At 67.3% G+C, this 21,813-nt stretch carries 17 protein-coding genes; 11 read left to right on the forward strand and 6 right to left on the reverse strand.

What is annotated here, in order from left to right:
- Window positions 1-48: 48 nt before the first annotated feature.
- The 3 genes from sucC to V3B46_RS11910 all read left to right on the forward strand — a co-directional run bounded on the left by sucC (window position 49) and on the right by V3B46_RS11910 (window position 3,988).
- Window positions 49-1,218: an ADP-forming succinate--CoA ligase subunit beta gene (gene sucC, locus V3B46_RS11900; protein WP_004154430.1), complete on the forward strand. Its 1,170-nt coding sequence runs from the start codon at window positions 49-51 to the stop codon at window positions 1,216-1,218.
- A gap of 20 nt (window positions 1,219-1,238) precedes the next feature.
- Window positions 1,239-2,114: a succinate--CoA ligase subunit alpha gene (gene sucD / locus V3B46_RS11905; protein WP_005410793.1), complete on the forward strand. Its 876-nt coding sequence runs from the start codon at window positions 1,239-1,241 to the stop codon at window positions 2,112-2,114.
- Window positions 2,115-2,353: 239 nt separating this feature from the next.
- A complete protein-coding gene (locus V3B46_RS11910; RefSeq protein WP_329891968.1) occupies window positions 2,354-3,988 on the forward strand; it encodes an NAD+ synthase in 1,635 nt (544 codons plus the stop codon).
- 169 nt (window positions 3,989-4,157) lie between these two features.
- Here V3B46_RS11910 and V3B46_RS11915 read toward each other — a convergent pair whose 3' ends face one another.
- Together V3B46_RS11915 and V3B46_RS11920 are read right to left on the reverse strand one after the other, a co-directional pair.
- On the reverse strand, window positions 4,158-5,360 hold the full coding sequence (locus tag V3B46_RS11915; RefSeq protein ID WP_329891969.1) for a lipase family protein: 1,203 nt from the start codon (window positions 5,358-5,360) through the stop codon (window positions 4,158-4,160).
- A 208-nt stretch (window positions 5,361-5,568) separates the two neighbouring features.
- A complete protein-coding gene (locus tag V3B46_RS11920) occupies window positions 5,569-6,456 on the reverse strand; it encodes an outer membrane protein assembly factor BamD (protein ID WP_154353246.1) in 888 nt (295 codons plus the stop codon).
- A 113-nt stretch (window positions 6,457-6,569) separates the two neighbouring features.
- On the opposite strand from V3B46_RS11920, the gene rluD reads away from it, so the two are divergent.
- The 4 genes from rluD to V3B46_RS11940 are packed head-to-tail and all read left to right on the forward strand — an operon-like array spanning window position 6,570 to window position 9,268.
- Window positions 6,570-7,559 (forward strand): 23S rRNA pseudouridine(1911/1915/1917) synthase RluD, encoded by a 990-nt coding sequence (gene rluD / locus V3B46_RS11925; RefSeq protein ID WP_080291790.1) that lies wholly within the window; start codon window positions 6,570-6,572, stop codon window positions 7,557-7,559.
- Window positions 7,559-8,329, forward strand: a complete 771-nt coding sequence (pgeF, locus tag V3B46_RS11930) for a peptidoglycan editing factor PgeF (protein ID WP_329891970.1) — start codon at window positions 7,559-7,561, stop codon at window positions 8,327-8,329. Before rluD ends, pgeF begins: the two co-directional genes overlap by 1 nt.
- A gap of 20 nt (window positions 8,330-8,349) precedes the next feature.
- Entirely contained in the window at window positions 8,350-8,856 is a 507-nt protein-coding gene (locus V3B46_RS11935) for a DUF4166 domain-containing protein (protein ID WP_032128841.1), read from the forward strand.
- The gene (locus V3B46_RS11940) at window positions 8,831-9,268 is read left to right on the forward strand and encodes a thiol-disulfide oxidoreductase DCC family protein (RefSeq protein WP_032128816.1); all 438 of its coding nucleotides are present in this window, start codon (window positions 8,831-8,833) and stop codon (window positions 9,266-9,268) included. The genes V3B46_RS11935 and V3B46_RS11940 overlap by 26 nt, the downstream gene beginning before the upstream one ends.
- A gap of 125 nt (window positions 9,269-9,393) precedes the next feature.
- Here the strand turns inward: V3B46_RS11940 and otsA are convergent, their stop codons facing one another.
- From otsA to V3B46_RS11960, 4 genes are all read right to left on the reverse strand, one after another.
- Complete coding sequence (gene otsA, locus V3B46_RS11945; protein WP_032128815.1) at window positions 9,394-10,758, reverse strand: alpha,alpha-trehalose-phosphate synthase (UDP-forming); 1,365 nt, start codon at window positions 10,756-10,758, stop codon at window positions 9,394-9,396.
- Window positions 10,755-12,536 carry a glycoside hydrolase family 15 protein gene (locus V3B46_RS11950; RefSeq protein ID WP_329891971.1) on the reverse strand — a complete coding sequence of 594 codons (1,782 nt, stop codon included), beginning with the start codon at window positions 12,534-12,536 and terminating at the stop codon, window positions 10,755-10,757. The genes otsA and V3B46_RS11950 overlap by 4 nt, the downstream gene beginning before the upstream one ends.
- A 39-nt stretch (window positions 12,537-12,575) precedes the next feature.
- The gene (gene otsB, locus V3B46_RS11955) at window positions 12,576-13,334 is read right to left on the reverse strand and encodes a trehalose-phosphatase (RefSeq protein ID WP_032128814.1); all 759 of its coding nucleotides are present in this window, start codon (window positions 13,332-13,334) and stop codon (window positions 12,576-12,578) included.
- Window positions 13,335-13,481: 147 nt separating this feature from the next.
- Complete coding sequence (locus V3B46_RS11960; RefSeq protein WP_329891972.1) at window positions 13,482-15,917, reverse strand: TonB-dependent receptor plug domain-containing protein; 2,436 nt, start codon at window positions 15,915-15,917, stop codon at window positions 13,482-13,484.
- Window positions 15,918-16,133: 216 nt separating this feature from the next.
- Between V3B46_RS11960 and V3B46_RS11965 the strand changes: the two genes are divergently transcribed.
- From V3B46_RS11965 to V3B46_RS11980, 4 genes are all read left to right on the forward strand, one after another.
- The gene (locus V3B46_RS11965; protein ID WP_197562144.1) at window positions 16,134-16,616 is read left to right on the forward strand and encodes a DUF3574 domain-containing protein; all 483 of its coding nucleotides are present in this window, start codon (window positions 16,134-16,136) and stop codon (window positions 16,614-16,616) included.
- Between the two features lie 36 nt (window positions 16,617-16,652).
- Window positions 16,653-17,510, forward strand: a complete 858-nt coding sequence (locus V3B46_RS11970) for an XAC2610-related protein (protein WP_329891973.1) — start codon at window positions 16,653-16,655, stop codon at window positions 17,508-17,510.
- A 109-nt stretch (window positions 17,511-17,619) separates the two neighbouring features.
- Entirely contained in the window at window positions 17,620-19,338 is a 1,719-nt protein-coding gene (locus V3B46_RS11975) for a thiamine pyrophosphate-dependent enzyme (protein ID WP_329891974.1), read from the forward strand.
- A gap of 777 nt (window positions 19,339-20,115) precedes the next feature.
- Window positions 20,116-21,720 (forward strand): SulP family inorganic anion transporter, encoded by a 1,605-nt coding sequence (locus V3B46_RS11980; protein ID WP_164171550.1) that lies wholly within the window; start codon window positions 20,116-20,118, stop codon window positions 21,718-21,720.
- Window positions 21,721-21,813 lie beyond the last annotated feature (93 nt).

Below are 21,813 nucleotides of genomic sequence, written 5' to 3' on the forward strand. Positions count from 1 at the left end.
GGGGCCCTGAGGAATTGCGTGCGGTCGTTCCTATTCCCACGGTGACGCATGAATTTCCACGAATACCAGTCAAAACAACTGCTTGCCGAGTACGGCATCCCGGTCCCGGCCGGCAAGGTCGCTGCGACCCCGGACGAAGCGGTTGCCGCTGCCAACTCCCTGGGCCAGGGCCCCTGGATGGTCAAGGCGCAGATCCACGCTGGCGGCCGCGGCAAGGCTGGCGGCGTCAAGTTCTGCAAGACCACCGACGACGTGAAGGCCGCTGCGGCCAAGATGCTCGGCACCAAGATGGCCACCTACCAGACCGCTGGCGTTGAACTGCCGGTCAACCTGGTGCTGGTGACCACCGCCGGTGAGATCGTCAAGGAACTGTACCTGTCGGTGCTGGTTGACCGTGGCACCAAGACCATCACCTACATCGCCTCTTCGGAAGGCGGCGTGGAGATCGAGCAGGTCGCCGCTGAAACCCCGGAGCTGATCCACTCGCTGAACGTCGACTTCGTCGAAGGCGTGCAGGGTTACCACGGCCGTGATTTCGGCTTCAAGCTGGGCCTGACCGCCAAGCAGGCCGGCCAGTTCGCCAGCATCATGGTGAACCTGTACCGCCTGTTCAACGAAAAGGACCTGGCCCTGGTTGAAATCAACCCGCTGGCGATCCTGGACGACGGCAACCTGTACGCGCTGGACGGCAAGTTCGACAGCGACGACAACGCCGCCTTCCGCCAGAAGGCCCTGGTCGCCATGCGCGACAAGACCCAGGAAGATCCGACCGAAGTGATCGCTTCGGAGCTGGACATCAACTACGTCACCATGGACGGCAACATCGGCTGCATGGTCAACGGCGCAGGCCTGGCCATGGCCACCATGGACGTCATCAAGCTCAACGGCGGCGAGCCGGCGAACTTCCTGGACGTGGGCGGCGGTGCCAACAAGCAGCGCGTCATTGAAGCCTTCAAGCTGATCCTGTCCTCGGACAAGGTCGAAGGCATCTTCGTCAACATCTTCGGCGGCATCGTCCGCTGCGACATGATTGCCGAAGGCATCATCGCCGCCGTGAAGGAAGTGGGCGTCAAGGTTCCGGTCGTGGTGCGCCTGGAAGGCACCAACGTGGAAGAAGGCAAGCAGCTGCTGCGCGACAGCGGCATGGCCATCATCCCGGCTGACAACATCAACGATGGCGCCAAGAAGATCGTTGAAGCTGTCAAGAACGCTGCCTGATTCGACACCAAGGAATTCCCATGTCTGTTTTGATTAACAAGAACACCAAGGTGATCGTGCAGGGCTTCACCGGCCAGCAGGGCACCTTCCACGCCACTCAGATGATCGAGTACGGCACCCAGGTTGTCGGCGGCGTGACCCCGGGCAAGGGTGGCACCACCCATATCGACCTGCCGGTCTTCAACACCGTTGCCGACGCCGTGCAGAGCACCGGCGCCAACGCGTCGGTCATCTACGTGCCGCCGCCGTATGCGGCCGATGCGATCCTGGAAGCCGCTGCTGCCGGCATCAAGGTCATCGTCTGCATCACCGAAGGCATCCCGGTGCTGGACATGCTGCGCGTGAAGAACGTGCTGACCCGTTCGCATCCGGACACCGTGCTGATCGGGCCGAACTGCCCGGGCGTCATCACCCCGGGTGAGTGCAAGATCGGCATCATGCCGGGCCACATCCACCAGCCGGGCAAGATCGGCATCGTGTCGCGTTCGGGCACCCTGACCTATGAAGCGGTCAAGCAGACCACCGAAGTCGGCCTGGGCCAGTCCACCTGCATCGGCATCGGCGGTGACCCGATCAACGGCCTGAACTTCGTCGACTGCCTGAAGCTGTTCAACGAAGACCCGCAGACCGAAGGCATCATCATGGTCGGCGAAATCGGCGGCGACGCTGAAGAAGCCGGCGCCGAGTACATCAAGAACCACGTGAAGAAGCCGGTCGTCGGTTTCATCGCCGGTGCGTCGGCTCCGGCCGGCAAGCGCATGGGCCACGCCGGTGCGATCGCCTCGGGCGGCAAGGGCACTGCCGAAGGCAAGTTCGCCGCCATGGAAGCTGCCGGTGTCGTCACCGTCCGCTCGCCGGGCGACCTGGGCGCTGCCATCGCCAAGCTGGTGAAATAAGATTGTTGCCGGCCCTCGGCCGGCACGATCGGTAGAGTCGACTGTTAGTCGACTGCTCTACCTGCTTCAATAGAACAGCCGCCTCCGGGCGGCTGTTCTGCGTCTGGCAGTGTCGCGGTCGGCTCCATCCAGGCATGGCGTGGATCTACTGAGCCGGGGCTGTCCACGCAGTGAACGCGCCCGGCGTGCGCGTGGCCCGGCGTTACAATGGCGACATTGCAACCACAGGCTGGATTCCCATGGCTTCGATCCGCATCGCGATGGCGCAGTTCGACTTCCCGGTCGGCGATGTCGCCGGCAACACCGAGCGCATCATCGAGATGATTGGCCAGGCGCGCGAAGAGTACGGCGCCGAGCTGGTGATGTTCCCCGAGCTGGCGGTGAGTGGTTATCCGCCGGAAGACCTGCTGCTGCGCCCGGGCTTCCTGTACGAGTGCGAGCAGGCGATGGCCCGCATCGCTGCTGCCTGCCGTGGCATCACCGCCGTGGTCGGTTGGCCGCAGGCGGCCGGTGCGGTGGTCTACAACGCCGCCAGCGTGCTGCGTGACGGCCTGGTCGAGCAGACCTACCGCAAGCGCGAGCTGCCCAACTACGCGGTGTTCGACGAGCGCCGCTACTTCGATGTCGATCCGGATGGTGGCAGCTGCGTGTTCGAGGTCAACGGCATTCCGGTAGGCCTGCTGATCTGCGAGGACCTGTGGTTTGCCGAGCCGCTGGCCGACACCATGCGCGCTGGTGCGCAGCTGGTGGTGGTGCCGAATGCTTCGCCCTACGAGCGTGGCAAGCACGCGCAGCGCGACGCCGTGTTGGCCGCGCGCACCCGCGAAAGCGGCGCGGCGATTGCCTACCTCAACGTGGTCGGTGGCCAGGACGCGCTGGTGTTCGATGGCGCCTCGGTGGTGGCCGATGGCGACGGTACCGTGCACCCGGCCGCCGCCGCCTTCGTCGACCAGTGGCTGGTGGTGGAGTACGACGGTGAAACCCGCCGCTTCATGCCGCACGTGTGGATGGACGACGGCGACGAGAGCATGGACGCGCTGGCCTGGCGCGCAGTGACCCGTGGCATCCAGGACTACTGCCGCAAGAACGGCTTCAAGAAGGTGTGGCTGGGCCTGTCCGGCGGCATCGATTCGGCGCTGGTGCTGGCCATGGCCGTGGACGCGATGGGCGCGGAAAACGTCACCGCCGTGCGGTTGCCGTCGCGCTATACCGCGGGCCTGTCCAACGACCTGGCCGCCGAACAGTGCCAGGCACTGGGGGTGAAGCTGGAAGCGGTCTCGATCGAGCCGGCATTCAAGGGCCTGATGGAATCGCTGGCGCCGATGTTCGAGGGCACCACGCCGGATGTGACCGAAGAGAACCTGCAGTCACGCAGCCGTGGCGTGATCCTGATGGCGTTGGCCAACAAGTTCGGTGGCCTGCTGCTGACCACCGGCAACAAAAGCGAATACGCGGTCGGTTACGCGACCATCTACGGCGACATGTGCGGTGGCTATGCGCCGCTGAAGGACCTGTACAAGACCGAGGTGTTCGGCCTGTCCAAGTGGCGCAACACCGTGGGCGGCGCGCCGGTGATCCCGCCGGCCGTGATCAGCCGCCCGCCGTCGGCCGAGCTGCGCGAGAACCAGCTGGACCAGGATTCGCTGCCGGCCTATGACGTGCTGGACGGCATCCTGTACCGCTATATCGACCAGGAGCAGTCGCGCACGGAGATCGTGGCCGCCGGTTACGACCCGGCCGTAGTCGACCGCGTGCTGCGCCTGGTGCGCATCAGCGAGTGGAAGCGGCACCAGGCCGCGCCGGGGCCGAAGGTCTCGCGCCGGGCGTTCGGCCGCGAGCGTCGTTACCCGATCAGCAACGGCTACAAGGGCTGAGGAAGCGGGCCATCCACGCATGGCGTGGCTCTACTGCGTTCGGTAGTGCCGGCCGCTGGCCGGCAACCCCGCATACCGCGTATCCACGCATGGCGTGGCTCTACCGCGTTCGGTAGTGCCGGCCGCTGGCCGGCAACCCGTATACCGCGTATCCACGCACGGCGTGGACCTACTGGGCGTCCTCAAGCAGCTGTTCGAGGCTGGCAGTTTCCGCAGCGTCGTTGAAGCGTCCGTCCCCCAGCCGTGCCCGCACAAACGCCAGGCCATCCGCCGCCGCCGCATCCAGCGTGCCGCGGTGGTCGACCGGATAGCGACGGAATGCTACCGGCTCGCCTCGCAGGGCCAGGCCTGCGGCATACAGCAGGGTGGTCAGATAGGGCACATCGCGGTCCTCCCTGCCGTGGCCCAGCATCAGCGGTTGGCTGAAGCCGCGGCGCGGTACGCCGAGATAGTCGTACAGCGCCGCCCAGATGCCCGGCACGCTGGTCAGCGGTGCAGTGAACATGCTGCCGGTATCCGCGCCGTCCAGGGTGGCAGCCAGTTCGCCCAGGCACTGCTCGCGTGCCACTGCCACGCGGGCGCGACCGGTGTCGCTGAGGACGCGGTCGATCTGCGGCGCAACCTGCAACAGACCGTCGAGCAGATACGCGTGATAGGCGTTGAGCGCGCCAGGGTTGGCGGTGCGGTTGTCCGGCTTCATCACCAGCGCGGTCAGCTCGACGGCGGTGGGCGTGCCGGTGGTGAAGCTGCCGCGGTAGTGCAGGGAAGGGCCACCATAGGTGGGCGCCAGATGCCCGGCTGTGAGGGCTGCAGCGCCACCCTGTGAATGACCAACCGATACCCAGCGCGGCGACAGTGTTGCGTTGCCCAGGTACTGGCGGCTGGCCTTGACCAGGTCGATGGCGTTGCGCGCGGCGGTGCGGACGTGCAGATAGGCATGCTCGCCGGGGCTGCCGAGCCCCTGGTAGTCCGCGGCGACCACCGCATAGCCCTGGGCCAGGAACTGATCGAGGAAGCGCCCGTCGCGTTCGGGTTGGTAGGGGCCGGAGACCGAGGGCGCGCAGCGATCGGCGATGCCCTGGGTGCCATGTGCCCAGGACACCACCGGCCAGCCGCCCGCTGGAGCCGCGCCGGCGGGCAGGTACAGCAGGCCGGTGCCTTCGGCCAGCTGGCCGCGAAGATCCGGGGTGCGGTAGTGGAGCTTGTAGGCCTGCGCGGCCTTGGACGGCACCCATGACGCGCGATAGGGGGCAGCGGACAGCAGATCGCCCGGTGCAACCGGTGCGGCAGTCAGGGGGCCCGAGGACAGCGCCAGCAGGGCGGTGGCAAGGAGGCAGGCGAGGGGGCGGAAACGGCGGGGCGGTAGGGTCATGGGGCGCTCCTTCACGGCCGGGATGGCCGTTGCGCCGAAGTGTGGAGGACGTCGCCGGAGCGGGATGCGACCGGCGTCGCATCCGCCGGGAATTCGTAGAATTCCTAGGCGGGGCCCCGGGATGCCGCCGCGCGCTGAGCGTCCTGCAGGAAGCGGTCGAGCATGGCTCGACTCTACAAAAGGGAAGGGCCCCTTTCGGGGCCCTCTCTTATTTCTTTTCCAGTCGCGAGTTGCGCTGGCCGGTGCTGGCGGATTTCTCGCCGGCAAACGGGTTCAGCTTGCGGATCATCCACGGGTACTTCGGCCACTTGCCTTCCAGCCACGGGTGGTCCGGCTGGTTCAGCTGCAGGACGCGGCGGGCATCGTCGGCCAGGGTCTTGTTGCCCAGGTGGGTGTAGGAATCGGCCAGCACAGCCACGGCGTCGTACTGGAACGCGCTCTGCGGGTAGGTTTCCAGCAGGTAGTTGGCGCGGCCGGCGGCCGAGACCCAGGCGCCGCGGCGCATGTAGTACAGGGCGTTGTCCAGCTCATGCTGGGCGAACACGTCACGCAGCTCCAGCATGCGCTGGCGCGCATCGGCGGCGTAGCGGCTGTTCGGGTAGCGGTCCACCACGATGTTGAAGTCCGAATACGCCTGGTGCGGCGTGGACAGGTCGCGGCGGCTTGCATCCAGCGACCATACGCGGCGCAGGAAAACCGTACTGCGATTGGAGTTGGCCAGGCCGCGCAGGTAGTACAGGTACGCGATGTTGCGATGGGTCGGGTAGGTACGGATGAAGCGGTCGATGCTGGACACCGCGTCATCGTGCTTGCCGGCCTTGTACTGGGCGTAGGCGGTCTCGATCATCGCCTGCTCGGTATACGGACCGTACGGATACTGGGCCACCAGGCGGCGGAAGCTGGCTTCGGCGCCGCTCCAGTTGCCACCCTGCATCAGCTTGTGGCTCTTCTCGTACAACTGTTCGACCGGCGTCCCTTCATCGGGGCGATCACCCTTCTTGGCACCACGGTGGCAGCCGGTGGCGGCGATGACCAGCACCAGCAGCAGGGCGGTGAGGCGGACGGGCGCGGAGAGCATGGCGGAGCGTCGGATCATGGGGTCGAGGCGGGACGCGGCTGGAATACGAAGGGTCGATGATAGCCTAGTGTCCTGTCCAGCGACTGAAACCGGCCGCCGGGACCCCAAAATTTCAAAGAATGCCCCCTGCCATGTCTGAACAACCCTCTGAATCGGCCCGCCAGGCCATCGTCCCCGACACCGCTGCCGGCCGCCGTTTCGACGCCGTCGTGGCCGAACTGTTCCCCGAATACTCGCGTTCGCGCCTGACCGAGTGGATCAAGGCCGGTGAGGTGCTGCTGGACGGCGCCCAGGTGCGCCCGCGCGATCCGCTGCGCGGCGGCGAGCTCGTGACCCTCAATGTGGTGCTCGAGACCCAGACTGACGCCCAGCCGGAGGACATCCCGCTGGACGTGCTGTTCGAGGACGAGCACCTGCTGGTGATCAACAAACCGGTCGGCTTGGTGGTGCACCCTGGCGCGGGCAACCACAGCGGCACCCTGGTCAACGCTCTGCTGTTCCGCGACCCGTCGGTGGCGGTGCTGCCGCGTGCGGGCATCGTGCACCGCCTGGACAAGGACACCAGCGGTGTGATGGTGGTGGCCAAGACCCTGGAAGCGCAGACCGCGCTGGTCGAGCAGCTGGCCGCGCGCGACGTGCACCGCCAGTACCTGGCCATCGTGATGGGTGCGCTGGTGGCAGGCGGTACCGCCGATGCCCCGATCGACCGCCACCCGCGCGACCGCCTCAAGATGGCCGTGCGCGAGGACGGCAAGGAAGCGATCACCCATTACCGACTGCGCGAGCGCTTCCGTGCGCACACCGCGCTGGAGTGCCGCCTGGAAACCGGGCGTACCCATCAGATCCGCGTGCACATGGCGCATGTGCGCCATCCGATCATCGGTGACCCGCTGTACGGCGGTGCGCTGAAGCTGCCCAAGGGCGCCAGCGATGAGCTGGTAGCCGCGCTGCGCGGCTTCAAGCGCCAGGCCCTGCACGCCGAGACCCTGGAGTTCACGCACCCGATCACCGGTGAGCCGGTGCGCAACACCGCGCCGGTGCCGGACGACATGCTGCACCTGATGAAGGTGCTGCGCGAAGACAGCGAAGCCTTCGCCGCACGCGAGCGGGACCGCTGGTGATGGCCGCCGCGTTGCCTTTGCTGCAGGCGGACTGGCCGGCGCCTCCGGGCGTCCATGCGCTGACCACGCGTCGGCACGGTGCGGGCATTTCGCCGGCGCCGTTCGCGCAGTTCAACCTGGGCAACCGGCACGCGGCCGATGGTGATACCCCGGCCAACGTGGAGCACAACCGCCAGCTGCTGCAGCAGGGGCTGGCGCTGCCCTCGGCACCGCACTGGCTGCGCCAGGTGCACAGCAGCACGGTGCTGCGCTTCACAACGCCGCCGGTGCCTGGCGCAAGCGAACCGGTGGCCGACGCTGCGGTGACCTCGGTGCCCGGCGTGGTGCTGGCGATCCTGACCGCCGACTGCCTGCCGGTGGTGTTCGCCGCTGCCGACGGTAGCGAGGTGGGCGCCGCTCACGCTGGATGGCGCGGGCTGGCCGACGGCATGCTGGAGGCCACCGTGGCCGCCATGCAGACCCCGTCCGCGCAGCTTCGCGCGTGGCTGGGCCCGGCGGCCGGGCCGGCCGACTACGAGATCGGCGAAGAGGTCTTCCACGCCTTCGTCGGCCATGATCCGGCGGCCGAGGCGGCGTTTGTGGCGACACGCCAGGGGCACTGGAAGGTGGACCTGTTCGCCCTGGCACGTCAGCGCCTGCAGGCGGCGGGCATGGACCCGGCGCAGGTGTATGGCGGCACGGTGTCGACGATGGCCGATCCCGACCTGTATTCGCACCGGCGCGACCGTCGCACCGGGCGCATGGCGACCCTGGCCTGGATCGCGCCCTGACCACGCCGTTGTTCACGCGCGTGCTGGGGCCGGCCTTCGCCACCCTGGCCACGCCGGTGCAGGCGCTGCATGCCGCGCCGTTGCCGTGCCGCTACGTGGGGCAGGCGCGCATCGTGAGAGGGCGGCACTGGCTGGTGCCGCTGCTGGCCGCGTTGGCGCAGTTGCCGAAGGACGGCGACGCGCTGCCCACCGAAGTGGCGTTCAGTGCACACGGGCAGGGCGAGCAGTGGGCGAGGCGGTTTGGCCGCTGGCCGATGGTGTCGCGGCTGTGGGCGCACGAGGGGTACCTGCGCGAGCAGTTGGGCGCGGTGCGATTCGAATTTGATCTGCAGGCCCGCGACGGTGGCATCGACTGGTCGGTGCGGCGGGTCTGGGCGTTCGGGCTGCTGCCGCTGCCGAGGCGCTGGTTTGGTGGTGTGCGTTGCCGCGAAGCCTGGCAGGGTGAGCGTTACACTTTCCTGGTCGATGTGACCTTGCCCTGGGCCGGAGCCCTGATCCGCTATGAAGGCTGGCTCGAACCGCAGTGATTCCGCCGCCGAGGCCGGCAGCGCGGTGATCGTGTTCGATGGCGTGTGCGCGCTGTGCAACCGCTGGGTGCGCTTCCTGCTGCGTTTCGACCGCAAGGGCCGCTACCGCTTTGCGGCGATGCAGGGCGCGCAGGGCAGCGCGATGTTGCGCGCGCACGGGCTGGACCCGCAGGACCCGATGTCGTTCCTGCTGCTGGACGAGCAGGGCGCCTGGACCGATACCGATGCGATCCTGCGGGTGCTGGCGGGTCTGGGCGGCGCCTGGCGCCTGACCGGTGCATTGCGCGTGCTGCCGCGCAGTTGGCGTGATGCCGCGTACCGCGCGCTGGCCCGCAACCGCTACCGCTGGTTCGGGCGGCATGATGCCTGTTACCTGCCCGCACCGGAGCAGGCCGCGCGGTTCCTGGATTGACCGCCGGCCTGCTGTAGAGTCGAGCCATGCTCGACTGGGGTTTTTTTCCCTGCCGATAGCAGTCGAGCATGGCTCGACTCCACAAGAGCCAGTCGAGCAAGCTCGACGCTACAGGCGCGGCCTCGTCAACCTTCCAGCGCGTCCAGATAGCTGCGGCGCCAGTGGTTGATGTCGTAGGTGCGCAGGTGCTCCATCATCGCGTGCCAGCGTTCCTTGCGCCTGCGCAGCGACATCGTTGCCGCGGTGGCGATGGCGTCGGCCACGCCGTCCAGATCATGCGGGTTCACCAGCAGCGCCTGCTTGAGTTCGTCGGCGGCGCCGGCCAGCAGCGACAGCACCAGCACGCCGGGGTCTTCCGGGTCCTGCGACGCCACGTACTCCTTGGCTACCAGGTTCATGCCATCGCGCAGCGGCGTGACCAGGCCTACTGCCGCCGCCCGGTAGAAGCCGGTCAGCGTGGCATGGGTGAAGTTCTGGTTGACGTAGCGCAGCGGCGTCCAGTCCGGTTCGGCGTGGCCACCGTTGATGTGCCCGGCGATCTGTTCCAGCTGGCTGCGCAGCTGCCGGTACTCGGTGACATCGCCGCGCGAGACCGGGGCGATCTGCAGGTAGGTCAGCGAGCCGCGCTGATCCGGATGGCGCTCCAGATAGCGCTCGAAGCCGAGGAAGCGTTCGGGCAGGCCCTTGGAATAGTCCAGGCGATCCACGCCGATCGCCAGCTGGCGGTCACGCAGGCTGTTGCGCAGGTTCTTCACAGCGGCCTTGGTGGCGGCGGTGCCGGCCTGTCGCGCGATCAGCTCGGTGTCGATACCGATCGGGAACGCCGCCGCACGGAAGCGGCGCCCGCCCGGTGCTTCCAGCTCGCCGTTGTCGAGCACGCGGCCGCCGCCGAACAGGCGCAGGTAGGTCTGGAAGCGATCGGCGTCGCGCTGGGTCTGGAAGCCGACCAGATCGTAGGCGTACAGCGCGGAGAACAACCGAAGGTGGTCGGGCATGGCCTGCAGCAGGTCGGCCGACGGCATCGGGATGTGCAGGAAGAAGCCGATGCGGCAGCCGATGCCACGCTCGCGCAGCAGCGCACCAAGCGGGATCAGGTGGTAGTCGTGGATCCAGACGATGTCGTCCTCGCGCAGCAGCGGCGCGAGCTTGTCGGCGAACAGCGCGTTGACCTTATGGTAGGTCTCGCGGGTGCCCCGGTCGTAGTCGACCAGATCCAGACGGAAGTGCAGCAACGGCCAGAGGGTGCGATTGGCGAAACCGTTGTAGTAGCCATCGACCTCGCGCTTGCTCAGGTCGAGGGTGACGAATTCGATATCGCCATCCTTCTGCGTGTGCAGCGTGCCGCTGCCGTCGCGTACGCTCTTGCCGCTCCAGCCGAACCACATGCCGCCACGTTCCTTCAGCGCGGCCAGCAGGCCCACCGCCAGGCCGCCGGCGCGGTTCTCGCCCGGTACGGCCACGCGGTTTGAAACCACCACCAGACGACTCACGACGCCTCCTGCCAGGACCGCGACAGGCGCATTGCGGCGGTGATCAGGCCGACGTGCGAATAGGTCTGCGGGAAATTGCCCCAGGCCTCGCCGCTGTCGAAGGCCAGATCCTCCGACAGCAGGCCCAGGTGGTTGCGCTGTTTCAGCAGCAGCTCGAACATCCCGCGTGCTTCGTCCATGCGCCCAATCGCCGCCAGCGCATCGATGTACCAGAAGGTGCAGATGGTGAAGCTGGTTTCCGGTTCGCCGAAGTCATCCGGCGCGACATAGCGGTACAGCGAGTTGCCATGCTTGAGGTCGCGCCCGATGGCGTCGACGGTGGCGATAAAGCGCGCATCCATCGCGTCGATGAAGCCGATGTCGGCCAGCAGCAGCAGCGAGGCATCCAGCCGGTGGCCACCGAAGGTATCGGTGAAATGGCCCAGTTCTTCGTTCCAGGATTCGGCCATGATGCGCGCGTGGATGGTGTCGGCGCGCTGGCGCCAGTAGTGGGCGCGGTCGTCGCGCTTCAGGCGCACCGCGATCTTGCACAGGCGGTCGCACGCCGCCCAGCACATCGCGCTGGTGTAGGTGTGCACTTCGGTGCGGCCGCGGAATTCCCAAAGACCGGCATCGGGTACGTCGTGCAGGGCGAACGCCTGCTCGCCCAGCGGTTCGAGGCGGGCGAAGGTGTGCGCATCGCCCGGGTCCTGCAGGCGCCGGTCGAAGAACAGCTGCGTGGACGCCAGCACCACGCTGCCGTAGACATCGTGCTGGCGCTGCACCCAGGCCAGGTTGCCGCGCCGCACCGGGCCCATGCCGCGGTAGCCGGACAGGCTGGGTACTTCGTCCTCGTCCAGCTTGGCCTCGAAGCCGATGCCATACAGTGGCTGCAGCGTGCCGTCGGTGGTTGCCAGGTTGAAGATGTAGCCGAGGAACTGCTCCATCGTGCGCGTCGCGCCGAGGCGGTTCAGCGCACGCACCACGAACGCCGCATCGCGCAGCCAGCAGTAGCGGTAATCCCAGTTGCGCACGCTGCCGGGCGCTTCGGGAATGGAGGTGGTCATCGCCGCGATGATCGCGCCGCTGTCCTCGTACTGGCACAGCTTCAACGTGATCGCACTGCGGATCACCGCGTCCTGCCATTCCAGCGGAATGGACAGGTAACGCACCCATTCACGCCAGTAGTCGCGGGTGCGCTGGAATGACTCCTGCACGTAGCCGCTGATCGAGCGGTTGAGCGATTCATCCACGCCCAGGATCAGGTGGATGGGGTGGTTGAGCACGAACGGCAGGCCATCGCGGATGAAGCGCACCGGCACATCGGTGGTCAGCCGCAGCACGTGCTCGGGCAGGATCCAGCGCACATGGTTGCTGCCCCAGGTGGACTCGGGCACGCGCGCGCCCCAGTCGGCCAGCGGCCGTGCGTGCACGGTGATGCGTGGGCTGCCGGCCAGCGGGCGCACTTGGCGGATCAGGCTGACCGGGCGGTAGAAGCGGTCGTTCTGCCGCCAGCGTGGCGCGAAATCGAGGATTTCAAGTTCGCCACCGTGCGCGTCGCGCAGCACGGTACGCAGGATTGCGGTGTTGGTCAGGTATTCCTGCTCGCTGCTCGCGAAGTCCTCCAGTTCGATGGCGAAGTCGCCACCGGTCTGCTGGTTGGGGCCGAGCAGGGCACAGAAGGTGGGGTCGCCGTCGAAGGTGGGCAGGCAGCTCCAGACAACGCGGGCACGTTTGTCGACCAGGGCGCCGAAGCTGCCGTTGCCGACCACGCCCAGATCAAGATCGGGTTGGGTCATCACGCGGTACATCTCGGTTGCGGCCGTGGGGTGGCCGGGTCAATAGGCATTCTCACGCAGCCAGGCGTGCACGCTGCGTATGTCGGGCAGCGCGAACACCGCCTTGCTGGGTTCACGTTCGCCCACCAGCACGCTCCAGCCATGCTGGCCATTGGCGGCGTCGAAGCCGAACTCATCGGTCAGGTCATCGCCGAGAAACACCGGCAGGCGGCCGCGGAACGGCAGGTACTGCATCATCCGGCGCACGGCACGGCCCTTGTCGGTGCCGACCGGAACGAATTCGACCACATGGTCGCCGGGCTGCAGGCGGTAGCTGGCACGGCCACGCACATGGCGGTCGGCGAAGGCGCGGACATCACTTGCCGCGTGCGGCGCACCGCGCCAATGCAGCGCCAGGCCGACGCCCTTGTCTTCCACCAGCACGCCGGGATGGCCATGGGCGAAGCGCATCGCCTGCTGGTGCAGCGCGTGCAGCCACTCGGCGGTGTCGTCGTCGTGTTCGTCGCGCAGGACGCGACCGTCTTCGCCGCGCAGTTCGTGGCCATGCAGGCCGGCGGCGGGCAGCTTCAACGGCGCGAACAGTTGATCCAGCTGTTCAAGCGGGCGACCACTGACCAGTGCCACGGCACCTTCCAGGCGGTCGCTGATGCGGCCGATGGCTTCACGCACATCCGGCAGCAACTGCACGGCATCCGGGCGTGCAGCGAATTCGATCAGGGTGCCGTCGACATCGAGGAACAACGCACAGGCGTCATCCAGCAATGGCGGTGGCGGACGCAGGGGGAGCGGTTCAGCCATGACGCCCAGCTTGCCAGCGCGGGCGTGTACGCGGGGTCTAGGGCAGGCTACGGATTTGGTAGTGCCGGCCGCTGGCCGGCAACGTCATGATCCCTGGATGCACCCTGAGGTTGCGGGCCAGCGGCCGGCACTACCGGACTGGCGAAATCAGAACGTGTAGCGGACCCGGCCGTAGTAGTACGCGCCATTGCTGCCGATCGGCGACAGCACGTCATATGGCAGGTTGCCGAAGTAATGGATATCGCTGTTGGATCGATCCGGGTAGTTGTCGGTCAGGTTCTGCCCGCCGATGGCCACGCTCCATTGCGGGGTGATGCGGTACTCCACTTCCGCATCCAGCTGCCACTCGGCCTGGTAGGTCTGGCGCGGGATGTAGCCGTCACCGAAGTTGAACACGCGGGTGGCGCTGCCGTAGCGATTCACGCGGGTGCTCAGCGACCAGTGGTCGTTACTCCATGCGGCCGAGAAACTGCCACGCGTACGCGGCGTAGCATCGGTAAGAGTGTTGGTTTCTTCGATGCCGAACAGCACGTAGTCCGGATTCAGTGCACGTAGTTGTGCCGGCGTGGCCAGCACGTTCTTCAGCGTGGTCTTCGTGTACGCGTAGGTGCCGGTCAGCAGCAGCTGGCCATCGCCCAGCGACTGGCGCCAGTTGCTCACCAGCTCGGCGCCGCGGGTGCGGGTATCGGCCGCGTTGACGAAGAAGCTGGCGCTCTGCAGGCCAGTGACGCCGTAATTGGCGGCCGCGTAGTCGGTCAGCGCATCGCCGGTGATGCTTTCCGACAGCGCGATGCGGTCGTCGATGTCGATCTGGAAGAAGTCCAGCGACAGGTCGAAGTGCTCACCGATGCGGCTGGTGAAGCCCAGCGAGGTGTTGATCGACTTTTCCGGCTTCAGGTTCTGCGCACCCAGGCCGCGCGCGATCGGGTTGTTGACCGACAACAGGCGGCCCTGTACCAGCTGGCCGCCGGCGTTGTAGCCGGTGGAGGTGGATTCGTAGCCGATCTGCGCCAGCGACGGCGCACGGAAGTTGTTGGAGATCGCGCCGCGCAGCGCGAACGCCGGGGTGAATTCATAGCGCAGGCCGAGCTTGCCGGTCAGTTCGCCGCCGAAGTCGTCGTTGTGCTCGTAGCGCGCGGCCAGATCGGAGGAGAACTTACCGCCGAACTGGCTGGACAGGCTGGCATAGGCGCTGGCCACGTCGCGCGACAGGGTAGCCGCGTCCTGCGGGGTCAGACCGCCACCGGCCTGCGACCCGGTCGGGCGGTCGGTGTACGGGCCTGCGGCGTAGCTGGCCGGGTCACCCGGGCGGGTCTGGTAGCGCTCGTGGCGCGCTTCCACGCCCAGGCCCAGCGTGTGGCTGATGCTGTCGCTCTGGGTGAATACGCGACTCAGATCGAGGTTGCCCACAGTCTGTGCGTATTCGTAGTCAGCGGTCTTGAAGCGGGTCGGGCTGGCCGGGCCCAGCGACGCGTTGAGCGAATCACGCAGGCGGTAGGTGAAGTCGTTCTGGCCGTAATCCAGGCTGCCGTCGTAGCTCCATTCACCCCACTGGCCGCGCACGCCGGCCACAGCCTGCACGTCGCGGTTCTCGCCTTCGGAGATCGGCCGGTAACCGTTCGGATAGACCTCTTTCCAGTTGGCATCGCCATCGGGGTAGCGGAAGTAGTTCGCGCCTTCGGTATCCCGCTGGTTGAAGGTGCCGAACGCGTAGAACGTCGACGTCTGGCCCACCGGGATCTCGGTGTTCAGCCACAGGTTGATGTCCTTGCTCTTGCCATCGCCCAGCACATAGTTGCGCTTGCCCTGCAGCGCCAGGTTGTCCGGCGTCTGGTCCCACGGCGGAATCTGATCGAAGCCGGCGCGGTTGGTGCCGTTGCGGTGCTTGTACTCCAGGCCCACGCGCAGGAAGCCGCCGTCTTCGCCCAGCGAGGTGCCGACCTTGGCGCTGATGTTGCCGGTCTGGCCGTCGGTGAGAGTGCGGCCGATCGGCTTGAGGTCGGTGTGGTTGGCGCCGTAGCTGGCCTCGATCTCGCCACCGTCACCGCCGTTGTCGAGGATCACGTTGATCACGCCGGCCACGGCGTCCGAGCCGTACAGCGCACCGGCGCCGTCGCGCAGCACTTCGATGCGCTTGATCGCGCTGACCGGGATCGAATTGAAGTCGACCGGCGTGGTGCCCTTGCCGATCTTGCTGTCGGTGTTGACCAGCGCGGTGTGGTGGCGGCGCTTGCCATTGACCAGCACCAGCACCTGGTCCGGCGACAGGCCACGCAGCTGCGCCGCGCGCACGTGGTCGGCGCCGCCGGAGTTGGACTGGCGCGGGAAGTTGAACGACGGCAGCAGGGCCTGCAGCGCACTGCCCAGCTCACCGTTGACCACACCTGCCTTGCGGATGTCCTCGGCGGTGAGCACGTCCACCGGCGAGGTGGATTCGAGCACGGTGCGGTCGGCGGCACGGGTGCCGGTGACGATCACGGTGTCGAGGTTGGTGGCGTCCTGGGCCAGAGCCGGGACAGCGGTGGAGGAAAGCGCGAGGGCGATGGCGAGGCCGAGCGGCGACGCGGGCAGGCGGACGGACATGGGAGCTCCAGCAACAACGACGACGGGGAAGGGGGGGAGATGGTTTCACTTACATCCATCCGGATGAAGCGATATATTATCTTCGCGTGATGGCCGGTGCCGATGCAAGCCCCTGCTGGTTCGGCATGAGCTGATGCCCGGTTGGCATCAGCACGCCGGGCCGATGGCGCTGTACGCTGCCGGCTCGCCTTGTCCCCCTTCCCCGGAGCTGTACCAATGAAACACCTTGGCCTCGTCTTTGCCGTGCTGCTGGCCACCAGTGGCTGCGCCAGCCTGTCCTCGCAGGCGCCCAGCGCCTATGCCACGGCCACCACCGCCGAACTGAAGGGTGATGCCGCACGGCCGTCCGCTGGTCACGGCTGGGTGCGCAGCGAGCTGTACTTCGGCGTAGGTGAGGAGCAGGGTGCCGGCAACCGCCCGCAGGCCGACACCATCAGCGAGGCGCAGTGGCGCACCTTCCTGGACAAGGAAGTGACCCCGCGCTTCCCGGATGGCCTGACCGTGTTCGATGCGTATGGCCAGTGGCTGTTCCGCGGCGATGCCTCGCCCAATCGCCTGCGCACCAAGGTGCTGGTGGTGCTGCACGAGGACACCCCGCAGCGCCGTGCCGATATCGAAGCCATCCGCCTGGCGTGGAAGCAGCAGACCAGGCATCAATCGGTGCTGTGGTCGCGGCAGCCGGTCGAGGTATCGTTCTGAGTTGAAGGTGCCGCCGCGGTGCCGCAGGGAGCAATGATGAACTACAGGGAATGCCTGCTGGGCCTGGCATTGGCAGGCGTGCTGGCACCATCGGCGCAGGCGGGTGGGGACGACGGCGAAACGCTGCGCTTCCAGGTGGCCGCGCATGTGCAGGCGCATGCCGATCCCCAGCAGGACGGCAGCATCGCGGTGCAGCTGTCACCGTCAGGCACGCGCCAGACGCTTGAGGGCGTGGCCGATGCCGACGGCAATTCGCGCTGGTCGCTGGAAGACGTCGATTTCGATGGCTACCCGGAACTGGTCGCGCGTGCATCGGCGGGCATGGTCAACGAGGCGGTGGCGGTGTACCGCTTCGACCCGGCCAGTGCGGGCTTCCGCGCGCTGCAGGCCGACACCCATGGCAAGGACAGCTGCGGTGACCTGATGGGGTTGAGCGTGGATGCTGCCACTCGAACCCTGACCAGCAGCTGCCGCAGTGGCCCGATGTGGTACGCCGACCAGTACCGGTTCTCGGGCGCAACGCTCTACCTCTACCGCAGCGAGAGCGTGCTGATGCTGGGCGACACGGTGAACGCCGCGTTGCAATGGGAACAGACCGACGAGCAGGGACCACCGGCGGTCTGGCGCACCTATGATCCCGCCGGCCGCGTACTGGAGAGCGCCATCGGCGATGGCCTGGGCGCACCGCCGGATGGACCGCTGCGTGGTCAGCAGGCCACCGTGATTCCCGCGCGGTTGTTCCTGTTCGATCGGCCAGGTGCTTCCAGCACGAAGCGCTACCTGGTGCAGGGCGACCGCGTGGAAATGGTGGATGAACAGGATGGCTGGATGAAGCTGCGCTACCGCAACCCGAAGCAGGGCGCGGTGGAAGGCTGGATCAACGTCAACGATTGACGAGGGATCCGCCCCGGGTTTGCAGAACGAGGCGATGCGCGCCATGCCCACGGGGGCGTCACTTCATCAGGTCTAGCCTCGGACGTTCCCCCGTTCGAGGATGTATCCGATGAGCAAGCGCGTGGCCGAAATCGTGGTGGACGCCCTGCAGCAGGCTGGTGTCCGCCGTTGCTACGGCATCGTGGGCGATACGCTCAACCATGTGACTGATGCGATGCATGGCAGCGAGATCGCCTGGGTGCACGTACGGCATGAGGAAGTGGCCGCATTCGCCGCTGGTGCCGATTCGCTGGTAAGTGGCGAACTGACCGCCTGCGCCGGTTCCTGTGGGCCTGGTGGCCTGCACTTCATCAACGGCATCTTCGAAAGCAACCGCAATCGCGCGCCGATGGTGCTGATCGCCAGCCAGATCGTCACCAGCGAGCTGGGCATGGAGTTCCCGCAGGAAGTGGATTTCAAGGCGGTCTATGGCAGCTGCACGGTGTTCTGCGAACAGGTGCACAGTGCAGAACAGGCGCGACGCGTGGTGGCGCTGGCCTGCCAGGCTGCGATCAGCCGTCGCGGCGTCGCCGTAGTGATCCTGCCGGCTGACATCAGCGAGGCCGAGGTGAAGCACGATGTGCCGTTCTCGGTGCACTACACCCAGCCGGTGCTGCGTCCGTCCGACACCGAGCTTCAGCACATCGCCGAGCTGCTGGGGCAGGGCAAGCGCATCGGCATCTATGCCGGTGCCGGTTGCCAGGGCGCGCACGCGCAGTTGTTGGAACTGGCGCGCAGGTTGCAGGCGCCGGTGGCGCACACCTCGCGCGCCAAGGATTTCGTCGAGCCGGACAACCCGTACAACATGGGCATGACAGGCATCTTCGGCATCGAATCCGGCTTCCACACGCTGATGGAGTGCGACACGCTGCTGCTGCTCGGCGCCGACTTCGCCTGGGGCCAGTTCTACCCGGACAAGGCCACGATCATCCAGGTCGACCGCGATGGCAGCCACCTCGGCCGCCGCCATCCGGTGAACGTTGGCGTGGTCGGTGATATCGCGCCGACGCTGGACGCCTTGCTGCCGATGCTGCCGCCGCGCGAGGACAGCAGCTTCCTGGACGAATGCATCGAGCGCCGTGACAAGGCACTGAAGAAGCGCGAGAAGGAAGAGCAGCCCGGTGAGGGCGAGCTGATCCATCCGCAGCACCTAACCGCGCTGCTGTCGAAATATGCCACCGATGATGCACTGTTTACCGCCGACGGTGGCTCGCCGATGGTGTGGGTGTTGCGCCACATCCGCGTCAACGGCCGCCGCCGCACGCTGACCAGCCTGCTGCACGGCACGATGGCCAATGCGATGCCACAGGCACTGGGCCTGCAGAAGGCCTTCCCGGGCCGGCAGGTGATCTCGCTGTCCGGCGATGGTGGCCTGGCGATGCTGTTGGGCGATCTGTTGACGGCCGTGCAGGAAAACCTGCCGATCAAGGTGGTGGTGTTCAACAACGGCTCGCTGAATTTCGTCGAGCTGGAGCAGAAGGTGGAAGGCCTGCTGGACAACTACACCGACCTGAAGAACCCGGACTTCGGCCGTCTGGCCGAAGTGATCGGCTTCCATGGCCGCACGGTGACCCGCAGCGAGGATCTGGAGGAGGCGGTGCAGGATTTCCTGTCCCAGCGCGGCCCGGCGCTGCTGGACGTGCACACCAGCCGCGCCGAGCTGGTGATGCCGCCGCAGATCGAGGCCAAGCAGGTGGCCGGTACGGCGCTGTATGCCGCCAAGGCGGTGCTGAACGGCCGCTTCGACGACGTGAAGCATCTGCTGGTGGACAACTTCCTGAAGAAGTAGGGGTTTGTCGATGCAGGGCTGCGCCCTGCACCCGCTACGAGCCAGAGCCAGAGCCAGAGCAGAAGCTGGTTTGCTGAGGGATGGCGGGGTGGGGGGGGGGGGGGGGGGGGGGGGGCGGGGGGGGGGGGGGGGGGGGGGGGGGGGGGGCGGGGGGGGGCGCCCCCCCCCCCCCCCCCCCCCCCCCCCCCCCCCCCCCCCCCCCCCCCCCCCCCCCCCCGCCTTCGACAGTTTTCCGCTGCTGTTGGTAGGTGTCGACCTTGGTCGACACGGTAGATCCACGCCATGCGTGGATAACGTAAGAAAGATCGAAATGATCTTCTGTAGAGCCGAGCCATGCTCGGCTCAGAGGCTTCGCGTACAGCAGCCGAGCGTGGTCTCGGCTCTACAACGAGAGCCTGCCTTTGCTTTTGATCTCTTGATTCTCTTCCGTGGCTGGCACCCGCAGGAAACTGTCAGGGGCCGGGCGGGGGGCTGTGCAGGACCGTTGGCGCCATGGATGGCGCCATCGAGCCCCCAAGGGTGAGGGCGCTTTGCTTGCGAAGCACTGCTTCGCAAGCGCCCGAACGCACAGCCGCCAGCGGCTGGGCCGGTCTGGGGGTTTTCGGCGTGTCCTGCGCAGCCGACCCCGCACGGCCCACTCCGATAAACCCGCTTTCGGCGACCAACCCAGTCACGAGGGGCCCCGCCGTTGGCTGGAACCCATCATTCCACGACGGAATTGGCGCGCCGGCCCCGCTGGGCCTACCATCGGCGGTCCCCACCCCCACCGCCCCTTCCATGTCTGCTCCCGCTTCCGCCGCTCCGCGTCGCTGGTTCGTTGCCGGCGACTTCAACGGCTTTTTCGGCCTGGTCGTCGACAACCTCTCCATCCTCGGCTTCATCGCCATGGCCCTGGTCGGGATCTTCCAGTTCCCCGCCGACGTAGTGTTCGGCCGCATGTTCCCCGGCACCGCCTTCGGCGTGCTCGTCGGCAACCTGCTGTACACGCTGATGGCACGCCGGCTGGCTGCGCGTACCGGCCGCGATGATGTCACCGCCATGCCGCTGGGCCTGGATGCACCGACCAGCATCGGCATGGCGCTGCTGGTGCTCGGCCCGGCCTTCCTCGCGTTCAAGCAGCAGGGCATGGACCCGCACGCTGCGGGCATCGCCACTTGGCAGCTGGGCATGGCCGCGCTGGTCATCATGGGCGTGCTCAAGTTCGTGCTGTCGTTCTTCGGTGAAGCGGTCACCCGCGCGCTGCCGCGAGCCGCGCTGCTGGGTTCCATCGCCGGCATTGCGCTGGTGCTGATGGGCCTGCTACCGCTGCTGGAAACGCTGCGCTCGCCGCTGGTCGGCTTCACTACGCTCGGTTTGCTGCTGTACGTGCTGATCGCCAAGGGCAAGCTGCCGGTGCGTGGCCCCGGCGTGCTGCTGGCCTTCGTGTTCGGCACCGTGCTGTATTACGGGCTGGGCCTGGCCGGGCTGGGCGCGCCGGGCTTCCATGTGCCGGAGTGGGTGCCGCCGCAGGTGGTGCTGCCGCTGCCGACGCTGGGCTTCGTCGACGGCCTGCCCACCGCGATGACCTACCTGCCGCTGCTGCTGCCGTTCGGCCTGCTGATGGTGGTCGGTGGCATCAACGTGTCCGAAAGCGCACGCGCCGCTGGTGATGACTACCGCACCCGCGACATCCTGCTGGTGGAAGCGGTGGCCACGCTGGTCGCCGGTGTCTGCGGTGGCGTGGCGCAGACCACGCCGTACATCGGCCAGCCGGCCTACAAGCACATGGGCGCGCGCAGCGGCTACACGCTGCTGACCGGCCTGTTCGTCGGCATCGGCGGCATGCTCGGCATCATCTCCGGGTTGGTGCAGTGGCTGCCGCTGGCGGTGCTGGCGCCGATCATCGTGTACGTGGCCATCGACATCACCACCCAGGCGTTCCAGGCCACGCCGCGTCACCATACCGGCGCGATGGTGTTCGGTTTCCTGCCGTCGGTGGCCTACCTGCTGGCGATCAAGGCGCCGGGTTGGATCGCGCCGGACCAGCTGCCGCAGCTGCTGACCAAGCTCGACGGCCACGGCCTGCCGGAACTGGCGGTGATCTTCACTCTGGGCAATGGCTTCATCATCACCTCGATGCTGTGGATCTCGGCGGTGGCGGCAATGGTCGATGGCCGCCTGCGCCGTGCCTGCGGCTTCCTGCTAGTGGCCGCGGTGCTGACCCTGTTCGGCCTGATCCACTCGGTGGACCCGCGCGGTGGCATCTACCTGCCTTGGGAGCTGGAAGGGCTGGCACGCATCATCAGCTGGCAGTTCGCCGGCGCCTACGTGGCACTGGCAGTGCTGCTGGGCCTGCTGTCGCTGCAGAAGCAGGCGGTGAAACCGCTGGGTGAGAACAGCTGACCGCAGAGTAGTGGGGGGGGGGGGGGGGGGGGCGGCGGGGGGGGGGGGGGGGGGGGGGGGGGGGGGGGCGGGGCCGGCGCCCCGGCCCCCCCC

Origin of the sequence: Stenotrophomonas sp. SMYL11, assembly GCF_036320005.1 — a bacterium.
In the GTDB taxonomy this organism is placed as follows: Bacteria; Pseudomonadota; Gammaproteobacteria; order Xanthomonadales; family Xanthomonadaceae; genus Stenotrophomonas; species Stenotrophomonas maltophilia_A.